The organism is Ramlibacter rhizophilus (genome assembly GCF_004681965.1).
Lineage (GTDB): Bacteria > Pseudomonadota > Gammaproteobacteria > Burkholderiales > Burkholderiaceae_C > Ramlibacter > Ramlibacter rhizophilus.
This window is the reverse complement of the sequence record NZ_SMLL01000006.1, coordinates 149163-166150: the sequence shown is the minus strand read 5'-3', so window position 1 is coordinate 166150 and position 16988 is coordinate 149163. Positions and strand designations below refer to the sequence as shown.

The following is a 16988-nucleotide window of genomic DNA, read 5'->3' as shown; positions in this document are numbered from 1 at the left end:
TCGTGGGCTGGACGCGTCCGCGCCTGGACTTCCTGCGCCGGCACGGGCCGCGCGTCCTCCTCACCCTGCTCCCCCTGGTGCTGGCGCTGCTGCATGCGGTCGGCGCCCTGCCCATCGGCCTGCTCGCCCGCCTGGACAACATCGTCTACGACGCGCGCCTGCAGGCCACCATGCCGCGCACGCTGGACGAGCGCGTGGTCATCATCGACATCGACGAGCGCAGCCTGGCCGAGATCGGCCGCTGGCCCTGGGGGCGCCACCAGCTCGCGCGCCTGACCGACGAAGTCTTCGACCGCCAGGGCGCGGCCGTGCTCGGCTTCGACGTGCTCTTCGCCGAGCCCGACGAAAGCTCCGGCCTGCGCCGCCTGCGCGAGCTGGCACGGGACGAACTGCGCGACCAGCCTGCCTTCGCGCAGCGCGTGCGGCAACTCGAAGGCGGACTGGACTACGACGGCCTCTTCGCCCGCTCGCTGCAGGGCCGGCCGGTGGTCCTGGGCTACTACTTCACCAACGACTCCCAAGGCCGCGCCTCCGGCGTGCTGCCCGCGCCCGCGCTGCCCGCGCAGCGCCTGGACGGCCGGCCGATCCGCTTCACCAGCTGGAGCGGCTACGGTGCCAACATCGAGCGCCTGGTCGCGGCCGCCCCGCTGGGCGGCTACTTCAACCCCATGGTGGACAGCGACGGCGTGGTGCGCGCCGTGCCGCTCCTGACCGAGTTCCACGGGCGCTACTACGAGTCGCTCTCGCTGGCGGTCTTCCGCACCCTGCTCGGGCTGCCCGAGGTCGAGCCCGTCTTCGTCCCCGGTGCGCGCGGCTACCACGCGCTGGACGCGGTGCGGCTGCGCCTGGGCGACAAGGCGCTGGACATCCCGGTGGCCGAAGGCGTCACGGTGCTGGTGCCATTCCGCGGACCGGGTGGGGTGGACGGCGGCTCCTTCCGCTACATCTCGGCGGCCGACGTCATCCAGGGCAAGCTCGCGCCCGAGAGCCTGCGCGGCAAGGTGGTCCTGGTGGGCACCACCGCCCCCGGCCTGAAGGACCTGCGCGTCACCCCCGTAGGCGAGGCCTATGCCGGCGTGGAGGCGCACGCCAACCTCGTCTCCGGCCTGCTGGACGGCCGCACCCTGGTCAAGCCCGACTACGCGGTGGGCTACGACGTGGTGGTGCTGGTGCTGGGCGGCCTCGCGCTCGCCGCGCTGCTGCCGGCGCTCTCGGCAGCGCGGGCCATCGGCGTGAGCGCGCTGGTGATCGCGGCCGGCGTGGGGCTGAACTTCTGGCTGTACCTGTCCATGGGCCTGGTGCTGCCACTGGCGGCCTTCCTGGCCATGGCACTCACCGCCTTCGCGCTCAACATGAGCTACGGCTACTTCGTGGAAAGCCGCAACAAGCGCGAGCTGGCGCAGCTGTTCGGCACCTACGTGCCGCCCGAGCTCGTGGACGAAATGGTCAAGAGCCCCGAGAGCTACAGCATGGCGGCAACGAACAAGGAGCTCACCGTCATGTTCTGCGACATGCGCGGCTTCACGCGCCTGTCCGAGCAGATGGAGCCCATCCAGCTGCAGGCCCTGCTCAATCGCCTCTTCACCCGCCTGACCGACATCATCCGCGCCAACCGCGGCACCATCGACAAGTACATGGGCGACTGCGTCATGGCCTTCTGGGGCGCGCCCGTGGACACGCCGCGCCATGCGGCCCTGGCCGTGAAGACCGCGCTGGAAATGGCGCAGGCCGTGGAGCTGGTCAACCAGGAACACCGCGCCGCGGGCCTGCCCGCCATCGGCATCGGCATCGGGCTGAACACCGGCACCATGTGCGTGGGCGACATGGGCTCGGACGTGCGCCGCGCCTACACCGTCATCGGCGACGAGGTGAACCTCGCCTCCCGCCTGGAGGGCCTGTCCAAGTTCTACGGCGGCGTGATCGTCGCCAGCGAAAGCACGCGCGAGGCGGCCCCGGAGTTTGCCTGGCAGGAGCTGGACAAGGTCCGCGTCAAGGGCAAGGAGCGCGCGGTCTCCATCTTCCAGCCGCTTCCCGACGCGGCGGAGGCTGACACGGAACTGAACACCTGGGCCGGGTTCCTGAAGGCCTGGCGGAGCCAGGACTGGCCGGCGTGCGAGGCCCTGCTGCACGGCCTGCGCGCGCAGCACGGCGACAAGGCGCTGTATGCGCTCTATGCCGAGCGATTGCAGGACATGCGCGCCCAACCGGCCGATCCGGCCTGGGACGGCGCCACGAATTACGAGACCAAGTGAGGCGGACGACATGAAGGTGCGCGTGTTGGGATGCTCGGGGGCGATTGCGCGGGACTGCCGCACGACCTCCTTCCTGGTGGACGAGGACATCCTGGTCGATGCCGGCACCGGCGTGGGCGACCTCAGCCTGGACGAAATGGCCGCCGTCACCGACGTCTTCCTCACGCATTCGCACCTGGACCACGTGGCCGCCCTGCCGCTCATGCTGGATGCGGTGGGCGCGCGGCGCACGCGGCCGGTGCGCGTGCATGCGCTGGACGCCACGGTGGCGGCCCTGCAGGCCCATGTGTTCAATGACGTCATCTGGCCCGACTTCACGCGCCTGCCGCACCCGCAGGACCCCTTCCTGCAGTTCCATGCCCTCGCGCCCGGCGAAGTGACCGAGGTTCGCGGGCGTCGCATCGAGGCGCTGCCCGCCCTGCATTCGGTGCCGGCCGTGGGCTATGCCGTCTCGGCGCACGCGGGCTGCTGGGTCTTCTCCGGCGACACCACGCGCAACCCGGCGTTCTGGCGCCGCGTGAACGAGCTGGACGTCGCTGCGCTGGTGATCGAGACCGCTTTCAGCAACCGCGAGCGTGACCTCGCCCGGCGCAGCCAGCACCTGTCGCCGCACAGCCTGGCCGAGGAACTGGACTGCATCGCGGGCGGGCGCGCCTACCCCATCTACATCACGCACACCAAGCCGGCGGAGACGGAGCTGATCATGTCGGAGATCGCCCGCTTCGACGCCGAAGCGCCCGGCGCCGACGGCCCCACCCACGACATCCGCTGGCTCGTCGCCGGGCAGGTACTCGAGTTATGACCCGCGGCTCGACACTCCCTGTCCCGGGTGTAGTCGAGCCCACCGCAGTGCCACGCAAGCCCGGCGTCCGGGGCGGCCTGCCCTTCGAGGCGCTGTTCTACCGCCAGCTGCAGCAGGTCACCACGCGCATCCACGACACCGAAGACGTGGAGCAGATCATGCTGGAGGTCAGCCCCGAGATCTGCCGCCTCTTCAACGCCGACCGCCTCACGCTCTACGCGCTCGCCGAGGACCTGAGCGCCATCGTCTCCAAGGTCAAGACCGGCCTGGCCAGCGCCCGCGCGCTGCGCCTGCCGGTGGGCCCGCAAAGCATCGCGGGCTACGTGGCCATGAGCCGGCATGCGCTGAACCTGCCGGACGTGCACGACCGCGCAGCGCTGCGGCGCATCCACCCGCAGCTGAAGTTCCTGGACGAGGTGGACCGGCGCTCGGGCTACAAGACCCGGCAGATGATGGCCCTGCCCATCATCGAAGGCGAAACGCTGTACGGCGTGCTGCAGATCATCAACAGCCTGGACGGGCGGCCCTTTTCCGCATTGGAGTTCGAAGGGGCGGTGCAGCTGTGCCGCACCCTGGCCACGGCCCTGCGCCAGCGCATGCACAAGGCTGCTGTGCACTCCCTGCGCCGGCCCACGCGCTACGACGGCCTGCTGGCCGACGGTGTCATCGACGCCCAGGACCTGCATCGCGCCATGGAACTCGCGCGCGAGGACGGCCGGCCGGTGGAGCAGGTGCTGCTCACGGACTTCCGCATCCGCGCCGCGCAGATCGGCGCCTCGCTCTCGCGCTACTTCGGCGTGCCCTACGAGCCGCACCTGCGCGCACGCATCCGCTCGGAAACGCTGCACGGTGTGCTCAGGCGCGAATTCGTCGTCGAACACGGCTGGATTCCCCTGGAGGACTCGCCCGACGGCCTGCTGGTCATGTGCCGCGACCCGGAGGTCGTGCGCGGCTCGCGCATCGTCCCGCAGGTGTTCCCGCGCGCCGCGCGCATCGCCTGGCGCGTCACCACCGAGACGGAATTCGAGCAGACGCTGCAGCAGCTCTATGGCGACGACGAGCGCGCGCGCGTGGACAACATGCTGGGTGACATCGGCCCGCCGCTGGACGACGAGAACGGTGGCGAGCTGGAATCGGCCGCGGCGGACAACGAGCTGGTCAAGTTCGTCAACAAGGTCGTCGTGGATGCGTACGAGCAGCGCGCCTCGGACATCCACATCGAGCCGCTGCCGGGGCGTGGCCGCACCGGCATCCGCTTTCGCATCGACGGCGTCCTGCAGCCGTACACGGAGGTCCCCGCGCACTTCAGGCGCGCGCTGGTCACGCGCCTGAAGATCATGTGCGACCTGGACATCTCCGAACGCCGCCGCCCGCAGGACGGCAAGATCCGCTTCCGCAAGTTCGGCCCGCTGGACATCGAGCTGCGCGTGGCCACGCTCCCCACGGCCGGCGACGTGGAAGACGTCGTCATCCGCCTCCTCGCCGCGGGCGAACCCCTGCCGTTGGACCAGCTGGAGATCGGTGCGCACACCCTGCAGGCGCTGCAGGCGGCCATCGCCAAGCCCTATGGCCTCTTCTACGTCTGTGGCCCCACGGGTTCGGGCAAGACCACCACGCTGCACGCCATCCTGCGCCACCTCAACACCCCGGAGGTCAAGATCTGGACCGCCGAAGACCCGGTGGAAATCACGCAGAAGGGGCTGCGCCAAGTGCAGGTGAACAAGAAGGCGGGCCTGGACTTCGCCATCCTCATGCGCGCCTTCCTGCGGGCGGACCCGGACATCATCATGGTCGGCGAGTCCCGCGACGCCGAAACCGTGGGCATGAGCGTGGAGGCCTCGCTCACCGGCCACCTGGTCTTCTCCACCCTGCACACCAACTCGGCCCCGGAATCCATCGTCCGCCTGCTGGACATGGGCATGGACCCCTTCAACTTCGCCGACGCCCTGCTCGGCATCCTGGCGCAGCGGCTGGCGCGCAGGCTGTGCGAGTGCAAGGAGGCTTATCTGCCGGGCGAGGAGGAGGTGCAGGCCCTGGTCGGCGAGTACGCCGAGGAACTGCGCGCCACCCCGGCTTGGCAGGCCGACCCGGCGGGCGAGGTGCAGCGCCTGCGCGAGGCGTGGCTGCGGGAGTGGGGACACGACGGGCAGCTGCGCCTGTACCGGGCCAAGGGCTGCGAGCGTTGCCACGGCACCGGGTACCGGGGGCGCGTGGGGCTGCACGAACTGCTGGTGCCGGACGCGCAGGTCAAGCGGCTGATCCAGCAGCGGGCGTCGGTGGGGGAGATCTTCGCGGCCTGCGTGGGCAGGGGGATGCGGAGCTTGAAGATGGATGGGGTGGAGAAGGTGCTGCTGGGCGTGACCGACCTGTCACAGGTGCGGGCGGTCTGCCTGCGCTGAACCGCCGAACGTGACGAAAATGTCAGGGTTCGGCGGTCGAAGGTGACGTTCTTGTTGAGTCGCGGTTTCGAAACGAGCTGCAAGTGTGTGTTTCTTAACGAAACGGAGCTGGCACAGCAGTTGCTCTATGAGCCGGGCTCCCCAACGCTTTTCACCACCGGAGGTTTTATGAAGCGTCAACTGCAAAAGGGTTTCACCCTGATCGAACTGATGATCGTTGTTGCGATCATCGGCATCCTGGCCGCCGTGGCCCTGCCTGCTTACCAGGACTACACCAAGCGGGCGAAGATGTCCGAAGTGGTGCTGGCGGCTTCGGCTTGCCGCACGACGATCACGGAGGTGTATCAGTCGGGTACGGCGACGACGTTCAGCGCGAACGGCTGGGGCTGTGAGAGCACCACCGCCTCTAGCAAGTACGTGGCGAGCATCACGACCGGCACGACAGGCGTCATCACCGTGACCGCGACGGGTTTCAACGACACCACGATCGATGGCAAAGCCGTGATGCTCACCCCCTACCACGACGACACCACCGCGAAGAACCCGGCTACGACCGGACACATGGGCGCTCCGGTGTTCAAGTGGATCTGCGGACCTGACGCCACCAATGCCATGCCCACCAAGTTCCTGCCCGGCTCCTGCCGCGGCTGATCTGGACATTACTTGAGGAAGGGGCCTTACGGCCCCTTTTCTAATTGTGTTGCGCAGCGACTTTCAATCGATGCCTACGCCGTGCGACGGCGAGGAACTTGAACTGACCATCTTGATGCCCTGCCTCAACGAGGCGCGGACAGTCCAGGCCTGCATCAGTGCTGCACGCGGTTTCCTGGCAAGCCACGGCGTGAAGGGCGAAGTGCTGGTTGCGGATAACGGCTCGACTGATGGGTCCGACCGGCTTGCTGCTGCCGCGGGAGCGCGAGTCATTCGTGTGGATCGTCGTGGCTACGGCGCGGCTTTGATGGCCGGTGTGCACGCTGCGCGCGGCCGCTGCATCATCATGGGCGACGCAGACGAGAGCTACGATTTCTCGACATTGGCCGCGTTCGTCGCCCGCCTGCGATCCGGTGCGGAACTGGTGATGGGCAACCGGTTCAAGGGGGGCATCGAACCCGGCGCGATGCCAGCATTGCACCGGCATCTCGGCAATCCTGTCCTCAGTTTCATCGGACGCCGATTTTTCCGGATCGCGATCGGAGATTTTCACTGCGGCTTGCGCGGATTTTCACGCGAATCCATTCTGCGGCTCAGCCTCGCGACGGAAGGCATGGAGTTCGCCAGCGAGATGGTTGCCAAGGCGGCACTCGCGGGATTGCGGATCGAGGAGGTTCCGACCGTTCTACGACCCGACGGCCGTGGTCGGCCCCCCCACCTGCGCACCTGGCGCGATGGCTGGCGACACCTGCGCTTCCTCCTGCTCTTCTGCCCTCGCTGGTTATTTCTTTATCCAGGTGTGGCGTTGTTTCTCGTGGGTGCCATGGGGTTCCTGGCCCTTCAAAGCAAGTCCGTGGTAGTGGCTTCGATCGGACTCGACATCCACTCGCTTCTTTACATGGCTGGGGCGGTTATTGTCGGGTTGCAGTTGGTGCAGCTCGCTGTCCTCACCAAATGGATTGGCGTCATGGCTGGCGTCGTGCCCAAGCCCCGATGGCTTGAGCGTGTCGAGCGCTTCGGCTCGATCGAGATGGGCCTGCTAGTGGGAGCGGCACTCCTCGTGGCCGGCTGCGGATGGTCGGTGAGCCTTGTGGATGCATGGAGTTCGTCGGGTTTCGGGAATTTGGATCCGCGGTCGGTGATGCGGCATGCCATCCCCGCGGTGACGCTGGTGGTGCTGGGCACCCAGACCGCCGCGGGTGCGCTATTTGCCGGCGCGGTGGCGCTGACCTGGCGCTCGTCGCCAAGCCATTCGAAAGCTTAGCTCTATGAATCTGGAGTCTTCGCCACCACGCTTGCTTCTTGCCTGCGAGCCGGCGTTAGTGTGGCTGCTGGGACTCTTTGCTTTCATGGCTGTGCCTGTCGCGCTCGGTGGGCTGGGTCTGAGCTGGGATGCGCTCAACCACCACGTTTATCTCGGATGGATTGCCCAGTCCCCAAGGTTCGACCGCGACCTCCTTGCGGCTGCTTCGCAGAGCAGCCAGTACCCCTATCTGTATTGGCCGATGTACCGCCTCGCGACTGCAGGGGTTTCAGGCGTTGTCGCTGGCGGCGCACTCGCGTCGATCGCGTCACTTGCCGTTCCCGCTGTCTGGATGATTGCCCGGTGGTGCTGCCCTGGCCGCACGTGGATGGACTTCCTGCTGCGACTGAGTGGCGTCTTTCTAGCGTTCATGGGCGGCGTAACGCTGTCGCTACTGGATTCAACCTCCAATGACTTCTTGGCTGCGATTCCTCTCCTTTGGGCGTTTGCTGTCTGCACGCTCCTTGACGGAGGTCCGTCTGACCGCCGAAAAGTGGCACTCTCCGGCCTGTTGGCTGGGATCGCGGTTGGATTCAAATTGAGCAACGGGCCAATTGCGCTTGTGATGCCTGTGATGTGGTTGATCGGCACCAAGGCGGTGCCGCAAGCCGCAGCACGCCTCTCGATAGGAATGCTTCTCTCCTTCATCGGTGGATTGATCGCTTATGGATGGTGGGGATTTCAGTTGTGGCAGCAGTACGGGAATCCGATCTATCCGCTGTATCACGAATGGTTTAGCAATCTAAATCGGTTCGCGGGAATTTTGTGATCCGCTTCAAACCCGACGACTGGGTCGATGTACTCATGAGGCCGTTCGATATGGTCTCGCCCGAAGCCAACATCTATGTGGAGATCCCCGCTCCCGATGTTCGGTTTGCTGTCGTCGTTTTGTTGGCGGCTGCTCTCTTTTGCTTCTCTCTCATGGGCAAGCGGCCGCCGCAGGAGCCCCGCCGTGCGGCACGGCTGCTCGTGGTCACCTTGCTGGCCACAGGTGCATGGCTCGCGACGTCCGGTAACGGCCGATACTTCATACCCATACTGGTCATCCTCGGTCCTTTGACGGTCGGGTTGATCCGCTGTCTTTCAGTCAGTCGAGGATTCCAGCTGTCGCTGGTGGCGATGATCATGGGGCTGCAGGCATTCCTGTTGGTGCAGTCGCCGCCGTGGAACACGTGGGCTTGGTTGCGCTGGGGCACTGCGCCTTACTTCCATGTGGACGGGGTCCCTCAGGAATCGTCGGTCACTTACGTCACCGTGACCAATATCTCCTACTCCCTGATTGCGCCCCTCTTTCCGAGCGGGGCGCGCTGGGTGAATCTGACGGTGATCGGACAGCGGGAAGCCGCGGCGCTGGAGCATCTGGTCAGTAGTTCGGAAACGGTAAGGCTTGTTCTACCGACGCTACCGTCCCAGACGGACACGAGTGGCCAGCCATCGGCCGGAGTGCGCCAAGCCGTTGACCAAATGCTGCACAGCCATGGTCTTTCGCTTGGAAAATCGTGTGGCTTGCTGCCGTCGCGGAGCATCGCGGCGATCTTGAAGCGCGAGCTGCCGGAGGGAGGGGGTGATGCGCCGCCAGTCGGGTTTTGGGTGTGCCCATTGGAACGGACGGATGATCGGCCCCCTGTCTCCGATCATCCGCCAGGAGCCAACCTGGAAGACGTTTTCTCGGCTGTCGAAAAGTTGTGCCCCAGATTCTTTCCACCGAAAACCAGTGCGACGACGAGGGTGGAGGGGGCGTTCGCGCGCATGTACAGCGACTCCGACACCAAGTTGTATGTGCTCGACGATGGCCGGGTCATGTACAAGTTCTGGCGGAGCCTCAACCCAGTTTTTGTAGGGACCGTCGATGAAGTTCGAGGGTCCGCGGCTCGGATCGACTGCAGCCAGATACGGGCGCCTAACTGGCGCAGCGGCGGCCCCTAGATGCTTAGGGTGCCCACGTGGCGCTCAGCAGGTTGATCCGATCGCGGCACGTGCTTGGTAGCGCAGACGCGAGTTGCTCGCCGAGCGGGTCGTTGTCAGCGACGCCGCATTTCCAACTCCTAGCTGACTGTCCGGCAGCGAAGTTTCCGCCGCCCACCAGAGGCGGAACGGCTGTCGCATAAGGCTTCAGGTAAATAAACCGCCCGCTCAAGTCATTGACGTTCTGCAATTGGATGCGGATTTCGCCATGCTCCGTTGTCTGAATTCGGCGAACAAATTTAGAAGATGCAACCACGGTTTCGCAGCCCCAATTACCAGCACCGGGAGAATTCACTTCGCGGGACCAGCCGTCCGACACCGCTGTGCGGCACGTACTTCCCGCAAGCACGGCTTCGGACATGTTCGCGCGCAGGGTATTGTCTCTGTAAAGCGGCAACGCAACCGCAGCCAAGATGCCGATGATTGCAACCACCACCATCAGTTCAATAATGTTGAATCCGCGAACGCGCTGCAGCGAAGTGCCGCACATAGTCAACTCCTGTAAAGCCGCAAGTGCACAGTACATTCTGTCACAGTATGTGGTGACGTGGTCGTCGTAAAACGTTCGAAGGGCGTACCTAGCGGGGCGCTGGCAACAAGCCCCGCCCACTGAGGATTTCAGCCAACAGAACACCTCGGAAAAGAAGCTCGTCAACCCACGAATGCCGCCGGCGGACCGGGGAAAGAAGGAGCCGCGCAAGCCGAGTGGCGCGGCCAGGGTCCAAGAACTGCTCTAGCTCGCGGCGCTTTTCGGGCGGTAGGTCGGACCCGTACACCAAACCGAAGTTGCGAGCCTGCCGAAATAGGATATGCGCCCAGCTTCGCTTGAGCATGAAAGCCAAGGTCTGCAGATACTGCTGCGCTCCAGCACCGCGGCCCACAACATTGCGAGCGTGCTGCCGGTACAAAATCCGAGACTCGTCGTCGAAGATCACGCAGCCGAGTGCAGAGACCACGAGGTAGGCCCACCAGTCGTGAAAATATATGTCTTCGAGGTTCCCGGTGCGTGCAACGGCCAACGCGGCGGATCGATTCAGCGCAGCAGTGCAGCCGGTCACGATGTTCTCGCACAGTGCATTACGGAACGACGGCGCGTGAGTGAACCGCTGCGAATGGGAGATAAAACGGAGGTCCGAGTCAACGAGCGTCTGACGCGAGCAATAAAGCACAGGGACGGTGGATGGACGCGACGAAATAGCCGCCAAGGCGCGCTGCATCTTCCCCGGGAGCCAAACGTCGTCCTGATCAGCGAAGAAGAAGACGTCGAACTTCTCGCTTGCCTCGCCTAGCAAGGTAAGGAAGCTGGCGGCGAATCCAAGGTTGGATCCGATAAGGAGCTCGATCCGGGGATCTTCGAGGCTCGCGATGACATCAGCTGTCCCATCGCTGGATCCGTCGTCACGAATCAAGACGCGACCCCCCGGTGGCAGTTGCGACAGGATCGATGCAAGCTGCTCTATGACGAAGTTGGCGCCGTTGAATGTAGACATCAAAACGGCAACCTGCGCACCGCTGGGCTCCGGGACAGCCGTATCAGACTGCACGTTAGCTGCCATGCTCAGGCGTGGGGGCGTGCCAGGAGCCGCTCTTGCCCCCCTGTTTTTCTAACAGGCGGATGCCGTCCATGACCATCCCCCGATCCACAGCTTTGCACATGTCGTAAATGGTGAGGAGCGCCATTTGGACGGCGGTGAGCGCTTCCATCTCAACCCCAGTCACACCCAGTGTTTCTGCTGTCGCAGCACAAAAAACCGCCGATCGACTTTCATCGACCTCGAACTCCACCGCCACCCGCGTCAACGGCACCGGATGACACAGCGGAATCAGCTCACTCGTCCGCTTCGCCGCCATGATCCCCGCGATGCGCGCCACGCCCAGCACGTCGCCTTTCTTTGCCGTCCCCGACTTCACCAGTTCCAGCGTCGCACGCTCCATGCGGATGCGCCCCTCCGCCTTCGCGATGCGATGAGTTACGGCTTTCCCGGACACGTCCACCATGTGGGCTTGTCCTTGGGCGTCAAAATGCGTCAATCCACTCATGGGAAGGTGCGAAAGCTGTTCGATGAAGGATTCGATGATACGAGGCCGCCGGCCGGGGCTCGCCGCGCTGGTGCTGGCCCTCTCGGTGGCGTTCACCCCTGCTGGGCCGGCCAGTGCGCAACTGCCCAGCCTCGGCGACAGCAGCGACATCTCCGCCAGCACCGAGCGCCGCATCGGTGACCGCATCGCGCGCGAGCTCTATCGCGACCCCGACTACATCGACGACCCTCTCCTGCACGAGTACGTGATGAGCCTGTGGCAGCCGCTGCTCGCGGCTGCGCGGCAGCGGGGCGATCTGAACACCGAGCTCGACCAGCGCTTTGCCTGGCAGGTCCTGCTCGGGAAGGACCGCAGCATCAACGCCTTCGCCCTGCCGGGCGGCTGGCTCGGCCTGCACCTGGGGCTGGTGGCCAGCAGCGGCTCGCGCGACGAGCTGGCCGCCGTGCTGGCGCACGAGTTGAGCCACGTCACGCAGCGCCACATCGCGCGGCTGATGTCGCGCGAGAAGCGCCAGACCCCCTGGATGATCGGCGCCATGATCCTCGGCGCCCTGGCGGCGGCCAAGAGCCCGGAAGCCGGCAAGGCGGTGATGACCGGCGGCCAGGCGCTGGCCGTGCAGAACCAGCTCAATTTCTCGCGCGAGATGGAGCGCGAGGCGGACCGGGTGGGGCTCGGCATCATGAGCCAGGCAGGCTTCCAGCCCCAGGGCTTTGCGGGCATGTTCGAGAAGCTGCAGCAGCAGTCGCGCCTGAACGACGACGGCGCCTACCCCTACCTGCGCACCCACCCGCTCACCACCGAGCGTCTGGCGGACATGCAGTCGCGCCAGGTCCTGGGCGGCCGCAGCGCCGCACCGGTCGATTGGGAGCACGCCATGATGGCCGCGCGGGCGCGCGCCTTGTCCGCCGGGGGGACTGAAGCCCTGCGCAACGTGCTGCGCGAGGCCAGTTCCACGCCGGCCGATGCCGGGGATCTGCGGCAGGCTGGCGTACTCTATGCGGGCGCGCTGGCGGCCTCCAAGCTGGGTGACCATGCGACCGCGCTGCGCCTGGTCGACCAGCTCGGGGCCAAGGTGCAGCAACAGCCGGCGGCCATGCGCGCTTCGCGCGTGCTCGCGGGCGAGATCGCGCTCGCGGCGAACGACAGGCAGCGCATCGCGCCGTGGGTCGATGAAGCGACGGGCAGCGGTCGGCCCGAGGTCCTGCTGTCGGCCCGGGCGGCTTTGCGAGCCGGCCAGCCCGCGCAGGCGGCGCAGAAGCTCCAGACCTGGGTGGCGCTGCATCCGCAGGACGGCACGGCATGGCAGCTCCTGGCGACTGCCCACGCCGCGCAGGGCCAGCCAGCGCGCGCCGTGCGCGCCGAGGCGGAGGCGCAGGTCGCCTGGATGGATTACGCGGCGGCCATGGATCGCTTGCGCGCGGCGCAGGACCTGGCGCGGCGAGGATCGGGGTCAGACCACATCGAGGCGTCGATCATCGACACCCGCGTGCGGCAGGTGGAATCACTTCTTCGAGAACAGGCGCTCGAGCGCTGAATCGATGATCACGCCCAGGAACGAGTAGATCAGGGAGCCCAGCAGCGCCGCGCCGAAGCCCCGCACATGGAAGCCGTCCAGCAGCCCGGAGGCGGCCCAGAACATCAGCGCATTGATCACGAAGAGGAACAGCCCCAGCGTGACCAGCGTCACCGGCAGGGTGAGCACCACCAGCACGGGCCGCACCACCATGTTCAGGAGACCAATCACGAAAGCCGCGATCAGCGCCGAGCTGAAGTTGGGCACGTCCACACCCGTGTAGATGTTCGCCACGAAGAGCAGGGCGATGGCGCTGAGGAGCCACTTGGCGATGAGCTTCATGGGCGGGGAGGATAGCATTGGCGCTTTCTTCGGACGCGTACGGCCTTGCCATCTCTCCAGAGTGGCGCGGCAGTGCCTAGCGTGGCTATGTGTCACCAACCAAACCATCGAGACGCAGTTTGACGCATCACGTCAACCAGGGGCCCCGCCAGCGAGACCTCCTGTATAGCGCGGCCGGACTCCTCCTGCCGCTCGCGGCGGCCATGTGCGCGCTTCCGATTCTCATTCAAGCGCTTGGGCTGACCCGCTTTGGGCTCTTGATGATGATGATGGCGGGTGTCCTCTATCTCTCCGTGCTTGATCTGGGGATCGGAACTGCGATCACCTACTGGTTGTCTCGCCGAAACTCATCAGCCGACGAGTCGGGCGGGGTCATCGGCAGCGCCACCACAGTCGTGCTTGTGATCGGTCTTTTCGTCGGCGCAGCTATGTTGTACTTTGCGCCGCGGCTGGCATCACTCGTGGGAGATGCCGACCTATTGGCCGATGTAACGCTCGCGCTACGCGTGCTAGGGTTGGCAGCGGCCCCCGTCTTGCTAGGCGCGTTGTATTCCGGTGTGCTTGCCGCCGAGCAGCGGTTCTGGGAGCTCAACTGGATCAGGTCGCTCATGGGCGTGCTCAGCTACGCTGGGCCTGCCGCGGCAAGCTTGTGGATGCCGTCGCTGTCGCTATCGTGTGCGGTCCTCGTCGCCGTGCGTGCCATATGGGCAGCCCTTCTGTTCCGCGAGTGCCATCGCCTCGCGCCCATTCGCCTCTCAGGTGCGGTCGACGCGGTTCTCACACTTCGCCCATTGCTGCGGTTCGGAGCATGGCTGACGGTCTCGAACCTTGTCGGGCCGATCATGATGTACATGGATCGCTTTTACCTCGGCCTAGTTCGATCCGCAGAGGACGTCGCCCGGTACGTGACTCCCTACGAGATCGCAACCCGTTTGACGCTCCTGCCAGCAGCAGTTATGCCCGTTCTTTTCCCTGCGTTCGTCCGACTCTTCGCGAACCGCGATACTCGGATGCCACCCTCGGCGCTGCCTATGCAGACGGCTTTCTGGATCGCAACTGCGTGTGCACTTGCGGCGGGGTCCTTGAGTTTCGGAGCGCCGGCAGTGATTAAGATCATAGGTGGTGGGGAGCTGGCCGAAGATAGCGTGAAGGTCCTCCGAATCCTCCTGGCCGCGACGCTACTGAACTGCTTGGCACAAGTTCACTTTGCACAAGTACAGTCGACGGGCCGAACCGATCTCATTGCGAAGGTGCACCTCGTCGAGGTGTGTCTCTACATTCCGGCGCTCTTACTGCTTCTGGATATCCTTGGGATCGTCGGTGTGGCGCTTGCGTGGGCTCTACGCGCTTCGATCGATGCGGGCGTCTTCTGCAGGATGGCTGGATCGAACGAAGATGCTGTGCAGCGTCAACGAAGCCGAACGCTGTTCTGGGGCGTAGCTATGTATTCACTGCTAATCACGGTCAGTGCGTTCGGCAGTGCGCAATGGTTAGATGTGTTGGTGCTTGCAATCCCGTTACTCGTGTGCTTTGGGGTGTTTGCGAATTTCCGCTCACAAGGTGCGCTCATGCGCTCCTTGCGAGCTATCTGGCGCGTCTGACATGCACGCTGGACCACTTGATTGGCCCGCGGGAGGGATTGAAGTTCTTGGCCGCTGCCCCGTGTGCTACAGCAATTCGCGGGAGTTGCTTCATGAACAGCTTCTGGATCGCCTTTTTGGCACGCCCGGGTTATGGACTTTGCACCGGTGTGAATGTGGCGTTGCCTACCTCGACCCGCGCCCACGCAGCGACTTTCTCTACTTAGCCTACCGGGACTACTACACGCACCAGCGCCAAGACGAGGCGGCTGGAATCGCCTCCTTGATGGTGCGAGCCAAGGCCTTGATCCGCCGCCAGTATGTCGGTGCGAAGTACGGTGTACGCACAAGGCACAGTCCCGGATATGCGCTCCTGCGCTTGTTTCCCGCACAGACCAATGCCCTCGATGCTTTCATGCGGCACATCCCCATGCCTTGGGGCGGGCGCAGACTGCTAGACGTAGGTTGCGGGGATGGCATGTTCCTGGCGCATGCGCAGCTGGCCGGCTGGAACGTCATGGGAACAGAACTTGATGCCAGGGCGGCAGCGCAGGCGAAATCAAGAGGTGTTGAGGTTTTCCTAGGAAAAGTGGAAGACCTCCTGCAATCAGGTGTTCGCTTTGAGCAGATCACACTCTCTCACGTGATCGAGCATGTGGCAGATCCAAGGGCTATTCTCAGCGCGGTCAGATCGCTTCTAGTGCCTGGCGGTGCATGCTGGATAGAAACCCCGAATATCGACGCGTATGGCCATCAGCTGTTCGGGCCGGCGTGGCGTGGGCTCGAGCCGCCGCGCCACCTGCAATTGTTCACGCGTGAGCGCTTGCGATTGCTTTGCGAAGCGGTCGGGTTTCAGGCGGTGGAGGACGCACCCTGGCACCCGGACGGATGGGTCGTGCTTGAGGCGAGCATGAAGCTTGCGCGACAGCTAGATTTGAAAATCGACAAAGGAGAGATAAAGAAGCTCAGGTATTTCGGCTCACAGGACCCGGAAAAGCGCGAGTTCATCACGCTTTGTGCTCGCTGCTGAATTCCAACTGCGTCTTATCGGAAGCGGCTCGTCTCTCTAACTATCATGCGGGCCGCGATTTTCAACCCTGACCTAATGGCCGCCATCCACATCACCGACATCGAGGCCGCCATCAACTACTGGCGCGAGAAGAAGCCCTCGCCTGATGGCGTCACCCTCGCCCCCGAGCTGCGCGCGCTGGCGGAGGTGTATGCGCTGATGGTCTTCTACCGCGAGGAGGAGGCCGCCGAGAAGGGCTTTCCGCCCGCCGCCTACGCCGCTTGGAAGGCCTGGTACGACAGCACCCCCGACACGCCCTGCATCGCCATCTGCTCCACAAGCCAGGGGGACGAGCAGTGCAAGGGCTGCGGCCGCAGCTTCGAGGAGGTGCAGCGCTGGCCGGAGATGAGCCCGGCGGAAAAGCGCCAGACCTGGCGGCGGATCACCCTGCAGGGGGACGCCTGGCGTTTCAACCGCTATCGCGAACGGGCCGGAAAAGACCTGGCTGTCAACGAGCCGGAGCCGCCCGCGTCGTCCTGAGGCGCGGGCAGGGGCGTCCTACTTCCACCGCCCCATCTCCACCTCCACGCTCCGCTCCCCATCCCCGATGAGGAGCCCCCCCTCCTGCACCGTCGCCTGCAGCTGCATGCTGCGCGCGGCCAGCTTCGCCAGTTCCTGGCTGCTCGCCGCACTGATGCGGAACACCTCCAGGTTCGACAGCCGCGAGAGCTTGCCCTCGATGCCGCGCCACCAGATGTCCGCCGCATGCGAGAAGGCATACAGGCGCACCCGGTCCGCCTTGCTGCAGGCCTTGGCGATGGGCTTGTCTTCGGGCTGCCCCACCTCGACCCACAGCCGCGTGCGCTCGGTGAAGTCGCGCAGATAAACGTCCGGGTCGTCCGGGTCCGAGAGGCCCGCGCCGAAGGCCAGGCGCCCGTCGCCGCCGCACATGGTCTGCAGCTCGTGTGCGTTGAGCGCCAGGGCCGCCAGGCGGACCATCATGCGTTCGTCGGTCTCGCTCGGGTGCCTTGCCAGCGTGAGAGCGTGGTCGGCGTAGTAGCCGTGGTCGATGTCGGCCAGCTGGACGTTGGCCTTGTAGATGGTGGACTTGAGAGCCACTGCGTGCGCGGCC

The 16988-nt window shown here is 65.1% G+C and carries 16 protein-coding genes; 11 read left to right on the top strand and 5 right to left on the bottom strand.

Annotation, left to right across the window (positions count from 1 at the left end; genetic code table 11):
* Window positions 1-2: 2 nt before the first annotated feature.
* The 7 genes from EZ242_RS15725 to EZ242_RS15695 all read left to right on the top strand — a co-directional run bounded on the left by EZ242_RS15725 (window position 3) and on the right by EZ242_RS15695 (window position 9333).
* A complete protein-coding gene (locus tag EZ242_RS15725) occupies window positions 3-2252 on the top strand; it encodes a CHASE2 domain-containing protein (RefSeq protein ID WP_240787117.1) in 2250 nt (749 codons plus the stop codon).
* Window positions 2253-2262: 10 nt separating this feature from the next.
* Entirely contained in the window at window positions 2263-3054 is a 792-nt protein-coding gene (locus tag EZ242_RS15720) for a 3',5'-cyclic-nucleotide phosphodiesterase (RefSeq protein WP_135286129.1), read from the top strand.
* Between the two features lie 47 nt (window positions 3055-3101).
* Window positions 3102-5453, top strand: a complete 2352-nt coding sequence (locus tag EZ242_RS15715) for a GspE/PulE family protein (RefSeq protein WP_240787116.1) — start codon at window positions 3102-3104, stop codon at window positions 5451-5453.
* A gap of 168 nt (window positions 5454-5621) precedes the next feature.
* Window positions 5622-6104 (top strand): pilin, encoded by a 483-nt coding sequence (locus EZ242_RS15710; RefSeq protein WP_135286127.1) that lies wholly within the window; start codon window positions 5622-5624, stop codon window positions 6102-6104.
* 49 nt (window positions 6105-6153) lie between these two features.
* Window positions 6154-7368: a glycosyltransferase family 2 protein gene (locus EZ242_RS15705; RefSeq protein ID WP_240787115.1), complete on the top strand. Its 1215-nt coding sequence runs from the start codon at window positions 6154-6156 to the stop codon at window positions 7366-7368.
* 4 nt (window positions 7369-7372) lie between these two features.
* Window positions 7373-8176, top strand: coding sequence for a hypothetical protein (locus EZ242_RS15700; protein WP_135286126.1), 804 nt, complete (start codon window positions 7373-7375; stop codon window positions 8174-8176).
* Entirely contained in the window at window positions 8173-9333 is a 1161-nt protein-coding gene (locus tag EZ242_RS15695; RefSeq protein ID WP_135286125.1) for a hypothetical protein, read from the top strand. Before EZ242_RS15700 ends, EZ242_RS15695 begins: the two co-directional genes overlap by 4 nt.
* Window positions 9334-9337: 4 nt before the next feature.
* On the opposite strand, the gene EZ242_RS15690 is transcribed toward EZ242_RS15695, so the two are convergent.
* From EZ242_RS15690 to moaC, 3 genes are all read right to left on the bottom strand, one after another.
* Window positions 9338-9862 carry a pilin gene (locus EZ242_RS15690; RefSeq protein ID WP_167784817.1) on the bottom strand — a complete coding sequence of 175 codons (525 nt, stop codon included), beginning with the start codon at window positions 9860-9862 and terminating at the stop codon, window positions 9338-9340.
* A gap of 88 nt (window positions 9863-9950) precedes the next feature.
* On the bottom strand, window positions 9951-10928 hold the full coding sequence (locus EZ242_RS15685; RefSeq protein ID WP_135286123.1) for a glycosyltransferase family 2 protein: 978 nt from the start codon (window positions 10926-10928) through the stop codon (window positions 9951-9953).
* Window positions 10918-11412, bottom strand: coding sequence for a cyclic pyranopterin monophosphate synthase MoaC (moaC, locus tag EZ242_RS15680; RefSeq protein WP_135286122.1), 495 nt, complete (start codon window positions 11410-11412; stop codon window positions 10918-10920). The genes EZ242_RS15685 and moaC overlap by 11 nt, the downstream gene beginning before the upstream one ends.
* Before the next feature lie 22 nt (window positions 11413-11434).
* On the opposite strand from moaC, the gene EZ242_RS15675 reads away from it, so the two are divergent.
* Window positions 11435-12946 carry a M48 family metalloprotease gene (locus EZ242_RS15675; protein WP_135286121.1) on the top strand — a complete coding sequence of 504 codons (1512 nt, stop codon included), beginning with the start codon at window positions 11435-11437 and terminating at the stop codon, window positions 12944-12946.
* On the opposite strand, the gene EZ242_RS15670 is transcribed toward EZ242_RS15675, so the two are convergent.
* Window positions 12914-13267 carry a phage holin family protein gene (locus EZ242_RS15670; RefSeq protein ID WP_135286120.1) on the bottom strand — a complete coding sequence of 118 codons (354 nt, stop codon included), beginning with the start codon at window positions 13265-13267 and terminating at the stop codon, window positions 12914-12916. The two genes, EZ242_RS15675 and EZ242_RS15670, sit on opposite strands and share 33 nt — an antisense overlap.
* A 119-nt stretch (window positions 13268-13386) precedes the next feature.
* Between EZ242_RS15670 and EZ242_RS15665 the strand changes: the two genes are divergently transcribed.
* The 3 genes from EZ242_RS15665 (at window position 13387) to EZ242_RS15655 (ending at window position 16396) form a co-directional block, all read left to right on the top strand.
* Window positions 13387-14868: an oligosaccharide flippase family protein gene (locus tag EZ242_RS15665; protein WP_135286119.1), complete on the top strand. Its 1482-nt coding sequence runs from the start codon at window positions 13387-13389 to the stop codon at window positions 14866-14868.
* 1 nt (window position 14869) lies between these two features.
* On the top strand, window positions 14870-15877 hold the full coding sequence (locus EZ242_RS15660; protein ID WP_167784816.1) for a class I SAM-dependent methyltransferase: 1008 nt from the start codon (window positions 14870-14872) through the stop codon (window positions 15875-15877).
* 75 nt (window positions 15878-15952) lie between these two features.
* A complete protein-coding gene (locus EZ242_RS15655; protein WP_135286117.1) occupies window positions 15953-16396 on the top strand; it encodes a DUF3717 domain-containing protein in 444 nt (147 codons plus the stop codon).
* An 18-nt stretch (window positions 16397-16414) separates the two neighbouring features.
* On the opposite strand, the gene EZ242_RS15650 is transcribed toward EZ242_RS15655, so the two are convergent.
* Entirely contained in the window at window positions 16415-16975 is a 561-nt protein-coding gene (locus EZ242_RS15650; RefSeq protein ID WP_135286116.1) for a YaeQ family protein, read from the bottom strand.
* Window positions 16976-16988 lie beyond the last annotated feature (13 nt).

Bases quoted from the DNA above. Each gene is read 5' to 3' on its own strand.
- EZ242_RS15720 (WP_135286129.1), top strand. From the start codon at position 2,263: ATGAAGGTGCGCGTGTTGGGATGCTCGGGGGCGATTGCGCGGGACTGC.
- EZ242_RS15710 (WP_135286127.1), top strand. From the start codon at position 5,622: ATGAAGCGTCAACTGCAAAAGGGTTTCACCCTGATCGAACTGATGATC.
- EZ242_RS15700 (WP_135286126.1), top strand. From the start codon at position 7,373: ATGAATCTGGAGTCTTCGCCACCACGCTTGCTTCTTGCCTGCGAGCCG.
- EZ242_RS15690 (WP_167784817.1), bottom strand. From the start codon at position 9,862: ATGTGCGGCACTTCGCTGCAGCGCGTTCGCGGATTCAACATTATTGAA.
- EZ242_RS15685 (WP_135286123.1), bottom strand. From the start codon at position 10,928: ATGGCAGCTAACGTGCAGTCTGATACGGCTGTCCCGGAGCCCAGCGGT.
- moaC (WP_135286122.1), bottom strand. From the start codon at position 11,412: ATGAGTGGATTGACGCATTTTGACGCCCAAGGACAAGCCCACATGGTG.
- EZ242_RS15675 (WP_135286121.1), top strand. From the start codon at position 11,435: ATGAAGGATTCGATGATACGAGGCCGCCGGCCGGGGCTCGCCGCGCTG.
- EZ242_RS15670 (WP_135286120.1), bottom strand. From the start codon at position 13,267: ATGAAGCTCATCGCCAAGTGGCTCCTCAGCGCCATCGCCCTGCTCTTC.
- EZ242_RS15660 (WP_167784816.1), top strand. From the start codon at position 14,870: ATGCACGCTGGACCACTTGATTGGCCCGCGGGAGGGATTGAAGTTCTT.
- EZ242_RS15655 (WP_135286117.1), top strand. From the start codon at position 15,953: ATGGCCGCCATCCACATCACCGACATCGAGGCCGCCATCAACTACTGG.